The sequence below is a fragment of the Streptomyces sp. NA02950 genome (genome assembly GCF_013364155.1).
Classification (GTDB): Bacteria; Actinomycetota; Actinomycetes; order Streptomycetales; family Streptomycetaceae; genus Streptomyces.
This window is the reverse complement of the sequence record NZ_CP054916.1, coordinates 7,038,355-7,053,232: the sequence shown is the minus strand read 5'-3', so window position 1 is coordinate 7,053,232 and position 14,878 is coordinate 7,038,355. Positions and strand designations below refer to the sequence as shown.

Sequence of the window (14,878 nt, the reverse complement as noted above, 5' to 3'; positions counted from 1 at the left end):
TGGGCGGTGAGCCGCGGCGGAGGAGCGTGCCGCGGTCGGTACCGCCGCGCAGATCAAGCGGCGTCCGCCGACCGCGTCGGCTCGGACGACTCCGACGGCACCGACGGCTCAGTCAGGCCCGCCAGCCGGGCGAGCCGCCGGTAGGAGTCGAGCTGGGCCCCACGGTCGTACGTACTGGTGGTGACCAGCACTTCATCCGCGCCGCTGCGCCCGATCAACCCGTCGAGCGCGGCGGCGACTTCGTTCTCGGTGCCGTGGAGCCCGGCGCTCAGGCCCCGTTCGCAGAAGCCGCGTTCCTTCTCGCTCATCCTCCCGCTCATCGCCAGATCCTCGATCTCCTCGGGCGGGGTGAGCGGCGGGAAGACGCCGTGGGTGCGGGAGTAGGCCATCGCCCAGGCCTCGGGGACGAGCAAGCGGCGGGCCTCCTCGGTCGTTTCGGCGACCGCGACATTGCCCGAGACGATCACATAGGGCTCGGCCGACCACCCCGAGGGGCGGAAGCCGCTCCGGTAGCGCTCGATCGCGCGCAGCATGGTGTCCTCGCCGCGGAAGTCGCCGATCACGAGGGAGAGTCCGGCGGCCGCGGCCACATCCGCCCCGGCGCCGGTGGCCAGGACGAACGCCGGGAGGGTCAGCCCCTCGGCGGGGTGGGCGTGGACCTGGGGGTGGGCGCGCTGGTCCCCGGTGAAATAGCCGAGCAGCTCGCCCAGCCGGGTGCCGAAGTCGTCGGCGGCGTCCTTGCCGGCGCCCAGGGCGCGCCGTATGCCGTCGGTGAAGCCGACGGAACGGCCGAGGCCCATGTCGATCCGGCCCGGGTAGAGGGACTCCAGCACCCCGAACTGCTCCGCCACCACCAGCGGGCGGTGGTTCGGCAGCATCACCCCGCCGGTGCCCACCCGGATGCGGGTGGTCGCCCCGGCCACGGCCGCCGCCAGCACGGTGGGCGCCGAACCGGCCACGCCGGGCACGCTGTGGTGCTCCGAGACCCAGAAGCGGTGGTAGCCGAGGGCTTCGGCCTGCCGCGCGAACCGCACGGTGTCGCGCAGCTCCCGTGACCGGTCCCGGCCCTGGCGGGTGCGGGAGCGGTCCAGGACGGAGAAGCGGGTGGTGCGGACGCGATCGGAACTCACTCTCACGTCAACGCGAACGGGGCCGGAGGATTCCCGGCCCCGTTCGCGTCGAGGGTGGAGCGTGAGCGGGTCAGCGCTGGCGGCGCCAGGGCCCGGTGATCGCGAGCATGATGCCCGGGTCCTGGATGTTGGCGTAGAGGGTGTGGCCGTCGGGCGAGAAGACCACACCGGTGAACTCGCTGAACTCCGGCTCCTCCGCGCTGCCGATGTTCAGCTCGTTCCGGGCGATCGGGTACGTCCGGCCGTCCTCGGTGGCGCCGAACAGGTGCTGGATGCCCTCGCCGTCCTCGGCGATCACCAGTCCGCCGTAGGGCGAGACGGTGATGTTGTCCGGGCCGTCGAAGGCGCCGTCCTCGGCGGGGTCGGGGTTGACGCCCAGCAGCACCTTGAGGGTGAGGGTGCGGCGCTTGGGGTCGTAGAACCACACCTGGCCGTCGTGCTGGACCGGGCTCTCTTCACGGGCGAACGAGGAGACGATGTACGCGCCGCCGTCGGCCCACCACATGCCCTCCAGCTTGCGGGCGCGGGTGATCCGGCCGTCGGTGAACTGCTTGCGGACCGGCGTCGACTTCGCGTCGCGGTCCGGGACGTCCACCCAGTCCACGCCGTAGACCGTGCCGGTCTTCGTGGCGCGGGACAGGTCGTCGACGAACCGGCCGCCGGAGTCGTAGCACACGGGTGCGCGGAGCGCACCCGCGTCGTCGGCGAGCGTGCGGAGCTTGCCGCGGCCGTGCTCGAAGCCGCGCGGCGGGGTCCAGCGGTAGAAGAGGCCGTTCGGTCCGGAGGCGTCTTCGGTGAGGTAGAGGTCGCCGCGCTTGGGATCCACGACCACGGCCTCGTGGGCGTACCGGCCCAGGGCTTTGATCGGCTTGGGATCGCGGTTGGCGCGGCGGTCGTGCGGGTCGACCTCGAAGACGTAGCCGTGGTCCTTGGTCATCCCGTGCTGACCGGCCTTGTCCTCGGTCTCCTCGCAGGTCAGCCAGGTGCCCCAGGGGGTGCGTCCGCCCGCGCAGTTGGTGGAGGTGCCCGCGATGCCGACCCACTCGCTGACGTGGTCGCCGTGCTTGGACACCTCGACGACGGTGCAGCCGCCGGACGCCGCCGGGTCGTAGACCAGCCCCTCGGTGAGCGGCACGGGGTGCGGCCAGCCCGAACGGGGGCCCTTCAGCTCGTGGTTGTTGACCAGCAGGGTCGCGCCGCGGGTCCCAGGGAAGGTGGCGGTGCCGTCGTGGTTGGAGGGGGTGGACTCGCCGGTCTCGAGGGTGGTCTCACCGGTGCGGGTGATGATGCGGTACCGGAAGCCCTTGGGGAGGGCGAGGATCCCCTTGGGGTCGGAGACGAGCGGCCCGTATCCAAGCCGGGCCGCGTCCGCCGCGTCCGCGCCGTGGATGTCCTCCGCGCCGACGGCGCCGGGCGCGGTGGCGAGCACCCCGGCACTGCCGACGAGGGCGACCCCGGCCCCGGTGTACGCGGAACGCTTCGCGAAATCTCTTCGGGTGAACGGCATCTTCATCTCCTGAGCGGCAGACATCTCCTCCGGACTGCCCGCCCACGCTCCCGCCCCCGCCCGAACACCAGTTGAACGGCACGCGACATCACCGCGCCGAATTACCGGGTGGCCTCCCGGCCGGGGTTGGGTCGCCTCCTGGCCGGGGGGTGGGTGGCCTCCTGGCCGGGGTCGGTGGCTTCCCGGCCGGGGGTCGGTGGCCTCCTGGCCGGGGGCGGGCGGCCTCCCAGCCGGGGGTCGGTGGTGGGTGGCCTCCCGCCGGGGGTGGGCGGCCTCCCATCCGGAGGTGGACGGCCTTGCAGCCGGAGGTGGACGGTTGATGGCCTCTCGACCGGGGGTCGGTGGCCTCCCGGCCGAAGGTGGAGGGCCTCCCGGCCGGGGGTCGGTGGCTTCCCGGCCGGGGGTCGGTGGCTTCCCGGCCGGGGGTCGGTGGCTTCCCGGCCGGGGGTCGGTGGCCTCCTGGCCGGGGGCGGGCGGCCTCCCAGCCGGGGGTCGGTGGTGGGTGGCCTCCCGCCGGGGGTGGGCGGCCTCCCAGCCGGAGGTGGACGGTTGATGGCCTCTCGACCGGGGGTCGGTGGCCTCCCAGCCGGAGGTGGACGGTTGATGGCCTCTCGACCGGGGGTCGGTGGCCTCCTGGCCGGCGGGCGGCTTCCCGGCCGGGGGTCGGCGGCCTCCTGGCCGGGGGTCGGTGGCCTCCTGGCCGGGGGCGGGCGGCTTCCCGGCCGGGGGTCGGCGGCCTCCTGGCCGGGGGTCGGTGGCCTCCTGGCCGGGGGTCGGTGGTGGATGGCCTCCCGGCCGGGGGTCGGTGGATGGCCTCGGGCCGCGAGGTGGTGGACCGTGCGAGCCACCGATCGCGGGCGGCGGCGAACCGAGGTGAGGGCCTCGCGCTGCGGAGGCGGGGTGGGGCCGCCGGACCATGTGCCGCTGGCGCGGGCCGCGGGGCGGGACGCCGGACCCCCGGCACGCGAAAGCCGCGTTCGGGCGCGGGACCGGGGGTGGCCATCGCCAAGCCCGCTCTGATGCCCGCGCACCCGCGCGGTCGGACGACGCGGAGCGCGAGCTGCGCCCTCGCTGGGCGCGGGGGCGGGAAACCCGGCGGGCGGGCGGCGTTTCGTCGGGCATCTGGGCACCGGGGCACCGGAAGTCGCTCGGCCCGCCGCCAGGCGTAGCTCGGCCCGCCGCCAGGCGTAGCTCGGCCCGCCGCCAGGCGTAGCTCGGCCCGCCGCCAGGCGTAGCTCAGCTCCGCCGGGAGCGGGCTTTGAAGGCTGCCTTGCGGGCTTCCTTGGCGGCCTTCTTGTCCGGATGCAGACGGCCCATCGCCTCCAGCACATCCGCCGTGGCCGGGTGGTCCACCCGCCACGCCGAGTCGAAGAAGCTCCCGGACTGGTCGACCAGTCCGCGCACCAGCTCCCGCAGTTCCTCGGAGTCGCCCTCGCTCGAGAGCTGCGCGGCCAGCGTGTCCACCGTCAGCCAGAAGACCATCTCCTCCGACGGCTCGGGCACCCCCGGTGCGCCGTGCTCGGCCAGCCATACCCGGGCCAGCCCGCCCAAGTGGCGGTCGTCGAGCACCTCGCGCAGCGCGGGCTCGGCGGCGGCCCCGACCAGCGACAGCGTCTGCTGGCAGGTGAGGCGGCGCAGCGGGGCGGCCTCGTCGTCGCCGCGGGCGGCGGCCAGCAGTTCGCGGGCGGCCTCCTCCGGCGTACGACGACCGAGCCACTGCTCGGCCTCGGTCTGCGCGGCGGGCTCGGGGTGGCCGGGCAGGGCGTCCAGCAGCACGTCCGCGCCCTTGTCGGCCAGATCGCCGACGACCGGGGCGTCGATGCCCGCCTCCACCATGCGGGACCGCATGCCGTAGACGCCGAGCGGGGTGAGCCGGACCATGCCGTAGCGGGAGACGTCCTCCTCTTCGTCGTCGGCACGGGCCGCGTCGGAGCCCTGGATGCGGCCCTCGCCGTCGACCTCCTCGATGAGCGCCTCGTCCACCGGCTGGTAGTCGATCATGCCGGTCGGTGCGAGCAGCCGGAACTGGTCGTCCAGCCGCATCATCGCGTCGGAGACCTCTTCGAGAATGTCGTCCGTGGGCTCGTCCATGTCCTCGGGGACGATCACGGAGGCGGCGAGGGCGGGAAGCGGGACGAAGCCGGTGGCGGCGTCCTCGTCGAGGGCGGTGAGCATGTACAGGTTGCCCAGGATCCCGTCGAGGAACTCGGCCTCTTCCTCCGGGTTCCAGTCGATCGCGTCGAGGTCGAGCTGGCCGCCCTCGCTGATCTGGTCGACGATGTCGCCGAGGTCGGGGGCTGCGGCGTCGGCGAGGACGGTCTCGAAGCCGTCGAGCCAGATGTCCAGGACGTCCTGGGGGCTGCCCTGGGTGAGCAGGCGCAGTTCCTCACCGCTGACGGCGGTGGCGTGGGTGCCGTCGTCGTCAGCGCCCGCCGCGCTCTCCGCGTCCCCCGCGTCCTCGTCGCCCTCGTCGTCGCTCTCCTGGATCTCCACGAGTCCGGTGTCGACGGCGAGCTGCCAGGCCTGGGCGGTGTACTCAGGACCGTTCTCGTCGGCGGTGAGGTCGAGCAGCTCGACGGCGGCGCGCAGATCGTCCCCCGGCAGGACGCCGCCCGAGCCGACCGGCTTCCCCGGCTCGACCCAGCGGGCGAGCCGCACCGCGCGGGCGAGGAGCGGCGCGGCGAGCGCGTCCCGCGCGAGTTCCGCGTCGGTGCGCAGCCGCACGGGCGGCATGGTGGGGCGGTCTCCGGGCATGGGCGGAGTCATCTCCTCGGGGATGCGGATGTCGCGGGCACGGTATGGACACGCGGCCGACCCCAGCGTAGACGGAACGTGCGGGCAGTTTCGTCCCGATGTGGCCCTGCGCCCCGGCAACCGGATGATTCGGCCACGACGACGCGGCGCGAGGCCCGTCCGGCCCGCCCGCGCGGCGCGCTGTTGACCGCGTCCCGAGGGACCCGGTCAACACCCGACCGGGGCCCGGCCACACCTCCACCAATGCCCCACCGTGACACCGCCGAACCGCTACCACCGCTCCCCGGAGCCCGCGAGGACCGGCCGACCCGGTCCACCCGACGTCGCCCCCCGACCGAGCCGAAGCCCCCGTGTTACACCGGCTCCGGCCGTACAGGCCCGGGGCACCCGCGCGGCGCACCGGCATACGTCCGCCGCGGCGCGGTCAACCCCGACCGACGGCCCGGCCGTACTCCACCGAGCCCCGAGGCCGGGCGCTACCACCGCTCCCCGGAGCCCGGCCCGCGCCATCACCCCGATGTGGTTTCCGCGGCCGGGGGCGGTCACGGCCGTTCCCGGGCTCGCGCGGCGCGCGAGGCGGTCGCGCCCGGCGCACGGGCGGAGGCGCCTCCGGCTACCGCGGCGCGCACAGCACACGCACGCCCCGCCGGACCGGCCCAAGCGCCCGACGGCCGACGGCCGACGGCCCGTACCCGTCCACGATCCGCGGATTCACCCACGCGTCCCGCCCCATACATCCTTCATCCCTTGACAACTGCCCTGGCCAGGGCCGAGATTGACGCGCGTAGAGGCCCATTTTCCCTCTGTTCACTCCTTTCCGGAGGCCATCACCATGTCCCCACGCGCCCTGCGCGCACCTCTCACCGTCACCGCCGCCGTCGCCTCCGCGCTCGCGGCCGGGCTGGTCGTCGTGCCGTCGTCGGCTTCCGCCGCCGAGGTACGGATACATGACATCCAGGGCAGCACCCGGATATCCCCGCTGGCCGGGCAGAAGGTGACCGACGTTCCCGGCACGGTTACGGCGATACGTTCCTTCGGCTCCGCGCGCGGGTTCTGGATGCAGGACGCCAGCCCCGACAAGGACCGGACCACCAGTGAGGCGATCTTCGTGTTCACCGGGTCGACGACGCCGTCGGTCACCGTCGGCGACGCGGTCACGGTCTCCGGCACGGTGAGCGAGTACTACCCGGGCGGTGCCGACGCCGGGCTTCAGTCGATGACCGAGATCACCAAGGCGACCTGGACGGTCGGATCCTCCGGCAACGCGCTGCCCGCCGCGTTCCGGCTCAACGCCTCCACCGTCCCCGACCGGTACGCCCCGGACGGCAACGGCGACGGCGACGGCGACACCGCGGACGGCTCCATCGAAGGGCTGCCGCTGCGGCCCCGCTCGTACGCGCTGGACCGGTACGAGTCGCTGGAGGGGATGCGGGTCTCGGTCGCGAACGCTCCCGTCGTCGGGGCGACCAACACCTACAAGGAGCTGTGGGTCACCGCCGAGCCACGTCACCACCGCACCGCACGCGGCGGGGCGCTCTACGACTCCTACCGCGACCCGAACTCCGGGCGGCTGAAGGTGGCGTCCCTCCTCCCGTACGCCCAGCACCCCTTCCCCGTGGCGGACGTCGGCGACGAGCTGACCGGCACCACCGAGGGCCCGCTCGACTACGACAACTTCGGCGGCTACACGATCGCGGCCACCGCGCTCGGCGAACTCGCCGACCACGGGCCGGAGCGCGAGCGGACCCGGCCGCAGACGTCGGACGAACTCTCCATCGCCACCTACAACGTGGAGAACCTCTCCCCCAAGACCGCGCAGGCGAAGTTCGACCGCCTCGCCGCCGCCCTGGTCGGCAATCTCGCCTCGCCGGACATCGTCGCCCTGGAGGAGGTCCAGGACGACAACGGCCCGACCAACGACGGCGTCGTCGGCGCGAACGCCACCCTGAAGAAGCTGACCGACGCGATCGCGGCGGCCGGTGGCCCCTCGTACGAGTGGCGGCAGATCGACCCGGTTGACGACCAGGACGGCGGGCAGCCGGGCGGCAACATCCGGGTCGCGTTCCTCTACAACCCGAAGCGGGTCTCGTTCACCGACGTCCCGGGCGGGGACTCCACCACCCCGGTGCGGGTGGTGAAGAAGGACGGCAGGGCCGCACTGTCGGCCTCCCCGGGCCGTATCGCCCCGGGCGAGGAGGTGTGGAAGGACAGCCGCAAGCCGCTGGCCGGGCAGTTCTCCTTCCGTGGCCGTCCGGTGTTCGTGGTCGCCAACCACTTCAACTCCAAGGGCGGCGACCAGGGTCTCGACAGCCGCTTCCAGCCCCCGGCCCGCTCCTCGGAGACCCAGCGCACCGGACAGGCCAAGGCGGTGAACGGCTTCGTCAAGGAGCTGCTGGCCGCCGACCCGAAGGCCTCCGTCGTGGTCGCGGGAGACCTCAACGACTACCAGTTCTCGCCCGCGCTGGGCGCGCTCACCAAGGGCGGGGTCCTCACCGACCTGGTGACGCGGCTGCCGCGCGCCGAGCGCTACGGCTATGTCTACAACGGCAATGCGCAGGTGCTGGACCACATCCTCACCAGCCGCGCGCTGCGCCGCCCGGACTACGACATCGTGCACATCAACTCCGAGTTCGCGGACCAGTCCAGCGACCACGACCCGCAGGTCGTCCGTGTGCGCCCCTAGAGATCCTGTGGAACGCACCTGATTAGAGTGCTCCGGAGTCCGGCATCCCGCCGGACTCCGGAGCACTGTGCGTCAGGGGGCCGCATGTCACCGTCACCCACCGGGCCCGCGACCCGATCCGGGCGATACCGGGCGGGCTGGATGATCCCGCTGGGAGTCCTGGGCCTGACGCTGCTCCTGCTCGGTGCCCTGGGCATGTGGTTCTTCCTCGGGCCGGACAGCGACGCGCGCCCCTCGATGACCGACCGGGCCGAGCGACTGGCCCGTTTCGCGCCCGAACAGAATCCGCACGCGGGCCGCTTCTACGTACCGGTCGAGGGCCGTACCGCCGGGCACACCGCCTATCTGCGCTACCGGGTGCTCGGCGGCCAGGACAGCAGCGTCAAGGACTTCCGCGCCACCTACCGGATCGGCGGCCCCGGCCGCGTCAACGCCGTCATCCCCCGCGAGGTCGCGGACGGCCTCACCAGCCATGTGCCCTCCCACGCGGACCTGGCCTTCACCGATCTCGACGGGGGTGTACGTCGGGATGTGTACGTGGTCTACGACGGTCCTGGCGAGGGCAGCCCCACCGAGTCGGGCGCCCGAGTGTACGTCCTCGCCCAGAGTCCGTAGCCCACGCACTCACCCGACAGTAATGCTGCACGGTAGGGTGAAGAACTCTGAAGTGGACCTACAGGACAGTGGATATGAGACTTCCCCCATGTCCACACACCACCGCCGCACCGGCGGCCCCTCCGGCCGTACCGCCTGCGCCATGATCACGCCCTTCGCCGCCGACGGCTCGCTCGACCTCGACGGCACCCAACTGCTCGCCACCCGCCTCGTCGACGAGGGCGGCTGCGACGGACTGGTGGTGAACGGCACCAGCGGTGAGGCACCCACCACCAGCGACGCCGAACAGGAGGCGGTCATCCGGGCGGTGGCAGAGGCGGTCGGCGACCGGGCACGGATCACGGCGGGGGTCGGCAGCAACAACACCCGGCACGCGGTCGAGCTGGCGCGGGCGGCCGAACGGGCGGGCGCCCACGCGCTGTTGGTGGTCACCCCGTACTACAGCCGCCCGCCGCAGGAGGCGGTCCGGGCGCACTTCCGCACCGTCGCGGACGCGGCCGGGCTGCCCGTCGTGCTGTACGACATCCCGGGCCGGACCGGCACCGCGCTCTCCCACGACACCCTGCTGCGGCTCGCCGAGCATCCGCGGGTGACGGGGGTGAAGGACTGCGCGTACGACCTGATGAAGTCGGCGAAGGTGCTGGCGGCGACCGGTCTCGCCTACTACTCCGGCTGCGACGAGCAGAATCTGCCGCTGCGGGCGATCGGCGCCGACGGGTACATCAGCACGGTCGCCAACGTGGCGCCGCGCCGGGTGCGCGCCGTGGTGGACGCGTACGACGCGGGCGAGCCGGGCACCGCGGCCCGCCGCCATCTCGCGCTGACGCCGCTGATCGACGCGATGATGTCGCGGCTGCCCGGCGCGGTCACCGCCAAGGCGCTGCTCGACGCGCTGGGACTGCCCGGGGGCCCGGTCCGGGCACCGCTGCTCCCGGCCGACGCCGACACCACGGCCGGCCTGACCGACACCTACAAGCGGGCGACGACCGGGCCGGCCTGGGACGGGACCGATCCGCTCTGAGCGAGCGGTCAGCCGTGTCAGTTGTGGCTGTGCAGCGCTTCGTTGAGCCCGCCCCAGGAGCCGGAGCGCGGCAGCGCCTCGACCGCACCGGTGGTGGAGTTGCGGCGGAAGAGGAGGTTGCGGGCGCCGGACAGCTCCAGCGCCTTGACGATCTTGCCGTCGGGCAGGGTGACGCGGGTGCCCGCGGTCACGTAGAGACCCGCCTCCACGATGCAGTCGTCGCCGAGCGAGATGCCGATGCCCGCCTGGGCACCCAGCAGGCAGCGCTCGCCGATGGCGATGGTCTGCTTGCCGCCGCCGGAGAGGGTGCCCATGATCGACGCGCCGCCACCGATGTCCGAGCCGTCGCCGACCACGACGCCCGCGCTGATCCGGCCCTCGACCATGGAGGTGCCGAGGGTGCCCGCGTTGAAGTTGACGAAGCCCTCGTGCATCACGGTGGTCCCGGCGGCGAGGTGCGCACCGAGCCGTACGCGGTCGGCGTCGCCGATGCGGACCCCGGCGGGGACCACGTAGTCGGTCATCCGCGGGAACTTGTCGACACTGGTCACGGTGAGCTGGAGGCCCTCGGCGCGAGCGGCGAGCCGGGCGCGCTCCAGCTGGTCGACGGCGACCGGCCCCAGCGAGGTCCACGCCACGTTGGCCAGCACGCCGAACATCCCGTCGAGGTTCTGGCCGTGCGGCGCGACGAGCCGGTGGCTGAGCAGATGCAGCCGGAGGTAGACGTCGTGGGCGTCCAGCGGCTTGTCGTCGAACGAGGCGATGACCGTACGGACGGCCACGATCTCGACCCCGCGGCGCGGGTCCGGGCCCAGCGCCTTGACGGCGTTGTCGCCCAGCAGCGCCGCGGTCTGCTCGGCGTCGAGCCGCTCGGTCCCGGCCGGACCGGGCGCCTCGGCCAGCTCGGGGGACGGGAACCAGGTGTCCAGAACGGTGCCGTCCTCGGTGAGGGTGGCGAGGCCGGCGGCAACGGCGCCGGAGCGGACGGTACGGGTGGTGGCTGCGTCGGTCATGGTCAGAACGCTAACCGGAGCCGGGCCCGGGAGGCGAACCGGTCTCATGAACCGGTCCGGAGGCCGACCCCGAGCCGGTCGCTCGCGCACACCGGCAGCCGCCTCCGGCGGGTGGTCCGGTCGCCCGGTGGTCCGGTCGCCCGATGGTCTGGCGTCCGTGCTCCGGCCGCCCGGTGTCCGGTCAGCCGGTGAGCCGTTCCAGCGCCGCCCGTACCTCGGTCCGCTCCAGCGGTCTGCCCGTCAGCAGGACCTGGAGGATCACTCCGTCCAGCAGCGCCGCCACCGCCCGTGCGGTGCCCAGGTCGCCGGTGCGACGGGCCAGCAGGGCGGCCATCTCGTCCAGGCAGGCGGCGGCCATGGGCCGGACCGCCTCCCGGCGCAGCGCGGTGAGATACAGCTCGTACTCCAGCGCCAGCCGGACGCGCTCCCCGTCCAGCAGCGTCTCGATCAGCCGCAGCAGTTCGCCGGCGAGCGGACGATCGGGGTCGACGCCGCGCTCCCAGCGCTCCAGTTCGGCCAGCCAGTCGGCGTTGACCTGGCGGAGGGCGGCGACCAGCAGATCGTCGAGGGTGGCGAAGTGGTACGTGGTCGAGCCGAGCGGGACGTCCGCCTCGGCCGCCACCGTGCGATGGCTCAGTCCGCCGATGCCGCGTTCGCCGACCACGGTGATCGCCGCGTCGATGATCCGCTGCCGTCGCCCGGGGTCGTAGCGGCGCGGCATCAGTGCGCCCCGCCGAGGTTGAGCACCACGACCCCGGCGATGACCAGCAGGATGCCGATCACCCTGGCGGCGGTCGCGGCCTCCCCGAGGAAGGTCATGCCGATGACGGCGATGACGGCGGTCCCGGCCCCGGCCCATATGGCATAGGCGGTGCCGACGGAGACAGTCTTGAGCGTCTGGGCGAGCAGGGCGAAGGCGAGCAGATAGCCGGTGACGGTCGCCGCGGAGGGCCACAGCCGGGTGAGGCCGTCGCTGTACTTCATCGAGGTCGTGGCCAGGACCTCGGCCAGGATCGCGCCGGAGAGCATCAGATACCCCATACGTACGAGCGTACACAACGATGCGTACGGCCGTACACAACCACGGACGGCCCAGGACGGCTACGGCGGAGCCGTCATGATCGAGGGCTGCGGTACGACGGGGCGGGCGACGGGCCGGACGGCGGGTCCGGCGCCTCCGCCGCCGAGCGGCCCGCGCCCTGGCCCGGCTCCGCCACCGGCTCGGAAGGTGACCGCGAGCGCCCGGACCGGCACCGGTGCACACGCGAAGGACCCGTGACCACAACGGTCACGGGTCCCTGCGAACGGTGCGGCGAAGCCGCTCAGGATCAGACGTTGAAGCCGAGGGCGCGGAGCTGCTCACGGCCATCGTCGGTGATCTTGTCAGGGCCCCACGGCGGCATCCAGACCCAGTTGATCCGCAGCTCGTTGACGATGCCGTCGGTCGCGGACTTCGCCTGGTCCTCGATGACATCGGTCAGCGGACAGGCCGCGGACGTCAGTGTCATGTCGATGGTGGCGATATTGGCGTCGTCGATGTGAATGCCGTAGATCAGCCCGAGGTTGACCACGTCGATCCCCAGCTCGGGGTCGACGACGTCGTACAGCGCCTCGCGGACCTCTTCCTCGCTGGCGGGCTTGGTCGTCGTCACATCGTCACTCATGCGGTCTTCCCTCCAGCGGTTTCGCCGAGCGCCTGCGTGGTGGCGTCCTTCCACGCCATCCAGCTGAGCAGGGCGCACTTCACTCGGGCCGGGTACTTGGAGACACCGGCGAACGCGACCGCGTCCTCCAGCACCTCCTCCATGGCGTCATCCGGAACGGTCTGCCCCTTGGACTGCATCAGCTCCAGAAACGTCTCCTGGATCCTGCGAGCCTCGCTCAGCTCCTTGCCCACCAGCAATTCATTGAGCACGGACGCGCTGGCCTGGCTGATCGAACAGCCCTGTCCCTCGTAGCTGACGTCCTCGATCGTCTCGCCGTCGAGCCGCACCCGCAGGGTGATCTCGTCACCGCAGGTGGGATTGACGTGGTGTACCTCTGCGTCGCCGTCCCTCAGCCCCCGTCCGTGGGGGTGCTTGTAGTGGTCCAGGATGACGTCCTGGTACATCGAATCCAGTTTCACGCGGTCGCCCCTACCCGAAGAAGTTCCGTACGTGCTCCAGGCCCTCCACCAAGGCATCGACCTCGGCCGGCGTGGAGTACAGATAGAACGACGCCCGCGTGGTCGCGGGAATTCCGTAGCGCAGGCAGACGGGGCGGGCACAGTGGTGGCCGACCCGGACCGCGACGCCCTGCTCGTCGAGCACCTGACCCACGTCGTGGGGGTGGATGTCGCCAAGGGTGAAGGAGATCGCGGCACCGCGCTCCTCGGCCGTGGTGGGGCCGATGATGCGCAGCTCGGGGACCTCCAGGAGCCTGCCGACCGCGTAGTGGGTGAGGGCGTGCTCATGGCGGGCGATGTTGTCCATGCCGACCGAGGTCAGATAGTCCACCGCCGCGCCGAGGCCGACGGCCTGGGCGATCGGGGGCGTACCGGCCTCGAACTTGTGCGGTGCGGGGGCGTAGGTCGAGGAGTGCATCGAGACGGTCTCGATCATCTCGCCGCCGCCGAGGAACGGGGGCAGGTCCTCCAGCAGCTCCTGGCGGCCCCACAGCACCCCGACCCCGTCCGGGCCGCACATCTTGTGGCCGGTGAAGGCCACGAAGTCGGCCTGGAGGGCCTGAACGTCCAGGGGCATGTGCGGAGCGGCCTGGGAGGCGTCGACGACGACCAGGGCACCCACGTCCTGGGCGCGGCGGACGATCGCCTCGACCGGGTTGACCGTGCCCAGGATGTTGGAGACCAGGACGAACGAGACGACCTTGGTCTTCTCGGTGATGACCTGCTCGATCTCCGACAGGTCCAGACGGCCGTCGTCGGTGAGCCCGAACCACTTCAGCTTCGCGCCGGTGCGCTGCGAGAGCAGCTGCCACGGAACGATGTTGGAGTGGTGCTCCATCTCGGTGATGACGATCTCGGTCTCGCGGTCCACCCGGTAGGGCTCATCCGCCCAGCCGAGCATGTTGGCCACGAGGTTCAGCGACTCCGAGGCGTTCTTGGTGAAGATCACCTCGTCGCGGCTGGGCGCGTTGATGAAGCCGGCGACCTTGTCGCGGGCGCCCTCGTACAGCGCCGTGGCCTCTTCGGCGAGCACATGGACACCACGGTGCACATTGGCGTTGGAGCGCTCGTAGTAGGTGTTCAGCGCGTCCAGGACCTGGCGCGGCTTCTGGGAAGTGGCCGCGTTGTCCAGGTAGACGAGCTTCTTCCCGTCATGGACCACGCGGTCCAGGATGGGGAAGTCCTTGCGGATCGCCTCGGTGTCGAGGAGGCCCGGCAGCTGTGTCACGTGGACGCGCCTCCCTTCACGTACTCCTCGTAGCCCTCTTCCTCCAGCTTGTCGGCCAGCTCCGGGCCGCCGGACTCGGCGATCCGGCCCGCGGCGAACACGTGGACGTGGTCGGGCTTGATGTACCGCAGGATGCGGGTGTAGTGGGTGATCAGCAGGGTGCCGACCTGGCCGGACTCCCGGACGCGGTTGACGCCCTCGGAGACCACCCGCAGGGCGTCCACGTCGAGGCCGGAGTCGGTCTCGTCGAGGATCGCGATGGCGGGCTTCAGCAGCTCCAGCTGAAGGATCTCGTGACGCTTCTTCTCACCACCGGAGAAGCCCTCGTTGACATTGCGCTCGGCGAAGGAGGGGTCGATCTGGAGGCGCTCCATGGCCTCCTTGACCTCCTTGACCCAGGTGCGCAGCTTGGGGGCCTCACCGCGGATGGCGGTGGCGGAGGTGCGCAGGAAGTTGGAGACGGAGACGCCGGGCACCTCGACCGGGTACTGCATGGCGAGGAAGACACCGGCGCGGGCGCGCTCGTCGACGGACATCTCCAGCACGTTCTCACCGTCGAGGGTGACGGTGCCGCCGGTGATGGTGTACTTCGGGTGACCGGCCAGCGAGTAGGCCAGGGTGGACTTGCCGGAGCCGTTGGGGCCCATGATGGCGTGCGTCTCGCCCTGCTTCACGGTCAGGTCGACGCCGCGCAGGATCTCGCGGGGGCCGCCCTCGGCCTCGACGGAGACGTGCAGGTCGTGAATCTCAAGCGTTGCCATGG

Annotated in this window: 13 protein-coding genes; 3 read left to right on the top strand and 10 right to left on the bottom strand. The window is 72.2% G+C overall.

Annotation, left to right across the window (positions count from 1 at the left end; translation table 11 throughout):
• Window positions 1-53: 53 nt before the first annotated feature.
• The 3 genes from HUT19_RS31000 to HUT19_RS30990 all read right to left on the bottom strand — a co-directional run bounded on the left by HUT19_RS31000 (window position 54) and on the right by HUT19_RS30990 (window position 5,391).
• Window positions 54-1,136 (bottom strand): LLM class flavin-dependent oxidoreductase, encoded by a 1,083-nt coding sequence (locus HUT19_RS31000; RefSeq protein ID WP_176183619.1) that lies wholly within the window; start codon window positions 1,134-1,136, stop codon window positions 54-56.
• 64 nt (window positions 1,137-1,200) lie between these two features.
• Window positions 1,201-2,637 (bottom strand): alkaline phosphatase PhoX, encoded by a 1,437-nt coding sequence (locus tag HUT19_RS30995; RefSeq protein ID WP_176187494.1) that lies wholly within the window; start codon window positions 2,635-2,637, stop codon window positions 1,201-1,203.
• 1,236 nt (window positions 2,638-3,873) lie between these two features.
• A complete protein-coding gene (locus HUT19_RS30990; RefSeq protein ID WP_176183618.1) occupies window positions 3,874-5,391 on the bottom strand; it encodes a hypothetical protein in 1,518 nt (505 codons plus the stop codon).
• Between the two features lie 832 nt (window positions 5,392-6,223).
• Between HUT19_RS30990 and HUT19_RS30985 the strand changes: the two genes are divergently transcribed.
• The 3 genes from HUT19_RS30985 to dapA all read left to right on the top strand — a co-directional run bounded on the left by HUT19_RS30985 (window position 6,224) and on the right by dapA (window position 9,710).
• The gene (locus tag HUT19_RS30985; RefSeq protein WP_176183617.1) at window positions 6,224-8,074 is read left to right on the top strand and encodes an endonuclease/exonuclease/phosphatase family protein; all 1,851 of its coding nucleotides are present in this window, start codon (window positions 6,224-6,226) and stop codon (window positions 8,072-8,074) included.
• A gap of 141 nt (window positions 8,075-8,215) precedes the next feature.
• Window positions 8,216-8,689 carry a hypothetical protein gene (locus HUT19_RS30980; RefSeq protein ID WP_176183616.1) on the top strand — a complete coding sequence of 158 codons (474 nt, stop codon included), beginning with the start codon at window positions 8,216-8,218 and terminating at the stop codon, window positions 8,687-8,689.
• Between the two features lie 88 nt (window positions 8,690-8,777).
• On the top strand, window positions 8,778-9,710 hold the full coding sequence (gene dapA / locus HUT19_RS30975) for a 4-hydroxy-tetrahydrodipicolinate synthase (RefSeq protein ID WP_176183615.1): 933 nt from the start codon (window positions 8,778-8,780) through the stop codon (window positions 9,708-9,710).
• 17 nt (window positions 9,711-9,727) lie between these two features.
• On the opposite strand, the gene dapD is transcribed toward dapA, so the two are convergent.
• The 7 genes from dapD to sufC all read right to left on the bottom strand — a co-directional run bounded on the left by dapD (window position 9,728) and on the right by sufC (window position 14,876).
• Window positions 9,728-10,723 (bottom strand): 2,3,4,5-tetrahydropyridine-2,6-dicarboxylate N-succinyltransferase, encoded by a 996-nt coding sequence (dapD, locus tag HUT19_RS30970; RefSeq protein ID WP_176183614.1) that lies wholly within the window; start codon window positions 10,721-10,723, stop codon window positions 9,728-9,730.
• A gap of 181 nt (window positions 10,724-10,904) precedes the next feature.
• Complete coding sequence (locus HUT19_RS30965; protein ID WP_176183613.1) at window positions 10,905-11,444, bottom strand: TetR/AcrR family transcriptional regulator; 540 nt, start codon at window positions 11,442-11,444, stop codon at window positions 10,905-10,907.
• On the bottom strand, window positions 11,444-11,764 hold the full coding sequence (locus HUT19_RS30960; RefSeq protein WP_176183612.1) for a multidrug efflux SMR transporter: 321 nt from the start codon (window positions 11,762-11,764) through the stop codon (window positions 11,444-11,446). The genes HUT19_RS30965 and HUT19_RS30960 overlap by 1 nt, the downstream gene beginning before the upstream one ends.
• Window positions 11,765-12,051: 287 nt before the next feature.
• Window positions 12,052-12,387, bottom strand: coding sequence for a metal-sulfur cluster assembly factor (locus HUT19_RS30955; protein WP_176183611.1), 336 nt, complete (start codon window positions 12,385-12,387; stop codon window positions 12,052-12,054).
• Window positions 12,384-12,848: a Fe-S cluster assembly sulfur transfer protein SufU gene (gene sufU, locus HUT19_RS30950; protein ID WP_176183610.1), complete on the bottom strand. Its 465-nt coding sequence runs from the start codon at window positions 12,846-12,848 to the stop codon at window positions 12,384-12,386. Before sufU ends, HUT19_RS30955 begins: the two co-directional genes overlap by 4 nt.
• A gap of 10 nt (window positions 12,849-12,858) precedes the next feature.
• Entirely contained in the window at window positions 12,859-14,115 is a 1,257-nt protein-coding gene (locus HUT19_RS30945) for a cysteine desulfurase (RefSeq protein ID WP_176183609.1), read from the bottom strand.
• Window positions 14,112-14,876: a Fe-S cluster assembly ATPase SufC gene (gene sufC / locus HUT19_RS30940; RefSeq protein WP_176183608.1), complete on the bottom strand. Its 765-nt coding sequence runs from the start codon at window positions 14,874-14,876 to the stop codon at window positions 14,112-14,114. Before sufC ends, HUT19_RS30945 begins: the two co-directional genes overlap by 4 nt.
• Between the last annotated feature and the right edge of the window lie 2 nt (window positions 14,877-14,878).

Coding starts and splice junctions, on each gene's coding strand:
- HUT19_RS30990 (WP_176183618.1), bottom strand. CDS start 5,391: ATGCCCGGAGACCGCCCCACCATGCCGCCCGTGCGGCTGCGCACCGAC.
- dapA (WP_176183615.1), top strand. CDS start 8,778: ATGTCCACACACCACCGCCGCACCGGCGGCCCCTCCGGCCGTACCGCC.
- sufC (WP_176183608.1), bottom strand. CDS start 14,876: ATGGCAACGCTTGAGATTCACGACCTGCACGTCTCCGTCGAGGCCGAG.
- HUT19_RS30980 (WP_176183616.1), top strand. CDS start 8,216: ATGATCCCGCTGGGAGTCCTGGGCCTGACGCTGCTCCTGCTCGGTGCC.
- HUT19_RS30985 (WP_176183617.1), top strand. CDS start 6,224: ATGTCCCCACGCGCCCTGCGCGCACCTCTCACCGTCACCGCCGCCGTC.
- HUT19_RS30965 (WP_176183613.1), bottom strand. CDS start 11,444: ATGCCGCGCCGCTACGACCCCGGGCGACGGCAGCGGATCATCGACGCG.
- dapD (WP_176183614.1), bottom strand. CDS start 10,723: ATGACCGACGCAGCCACCACCCGTACCGTCCGCTCCGGCGCCGTTGCC.
- HUT19_RS30955 (WP_176183611.1), bottom strand. CDS start 12,387: ATGAGTGACGATGTGACGACGACCAAGCCCGCCAGCGAGGAAGAGGTC.
- HUT19_RS30960 (WP_176183612.1), bottom strand. CDS start 11,764: ATGGGGTATCTGATGCTCTCCGGCGCGATCCTGGCCGAGGTCCTGGCC.
- HUT19_RS30995 (WP_176187494.1), bottom strand. CDS start 2,637: ATGCCGTTCACCCGAAGAGATTTCGCGAAGCGTTCCGCGTACACCGGG.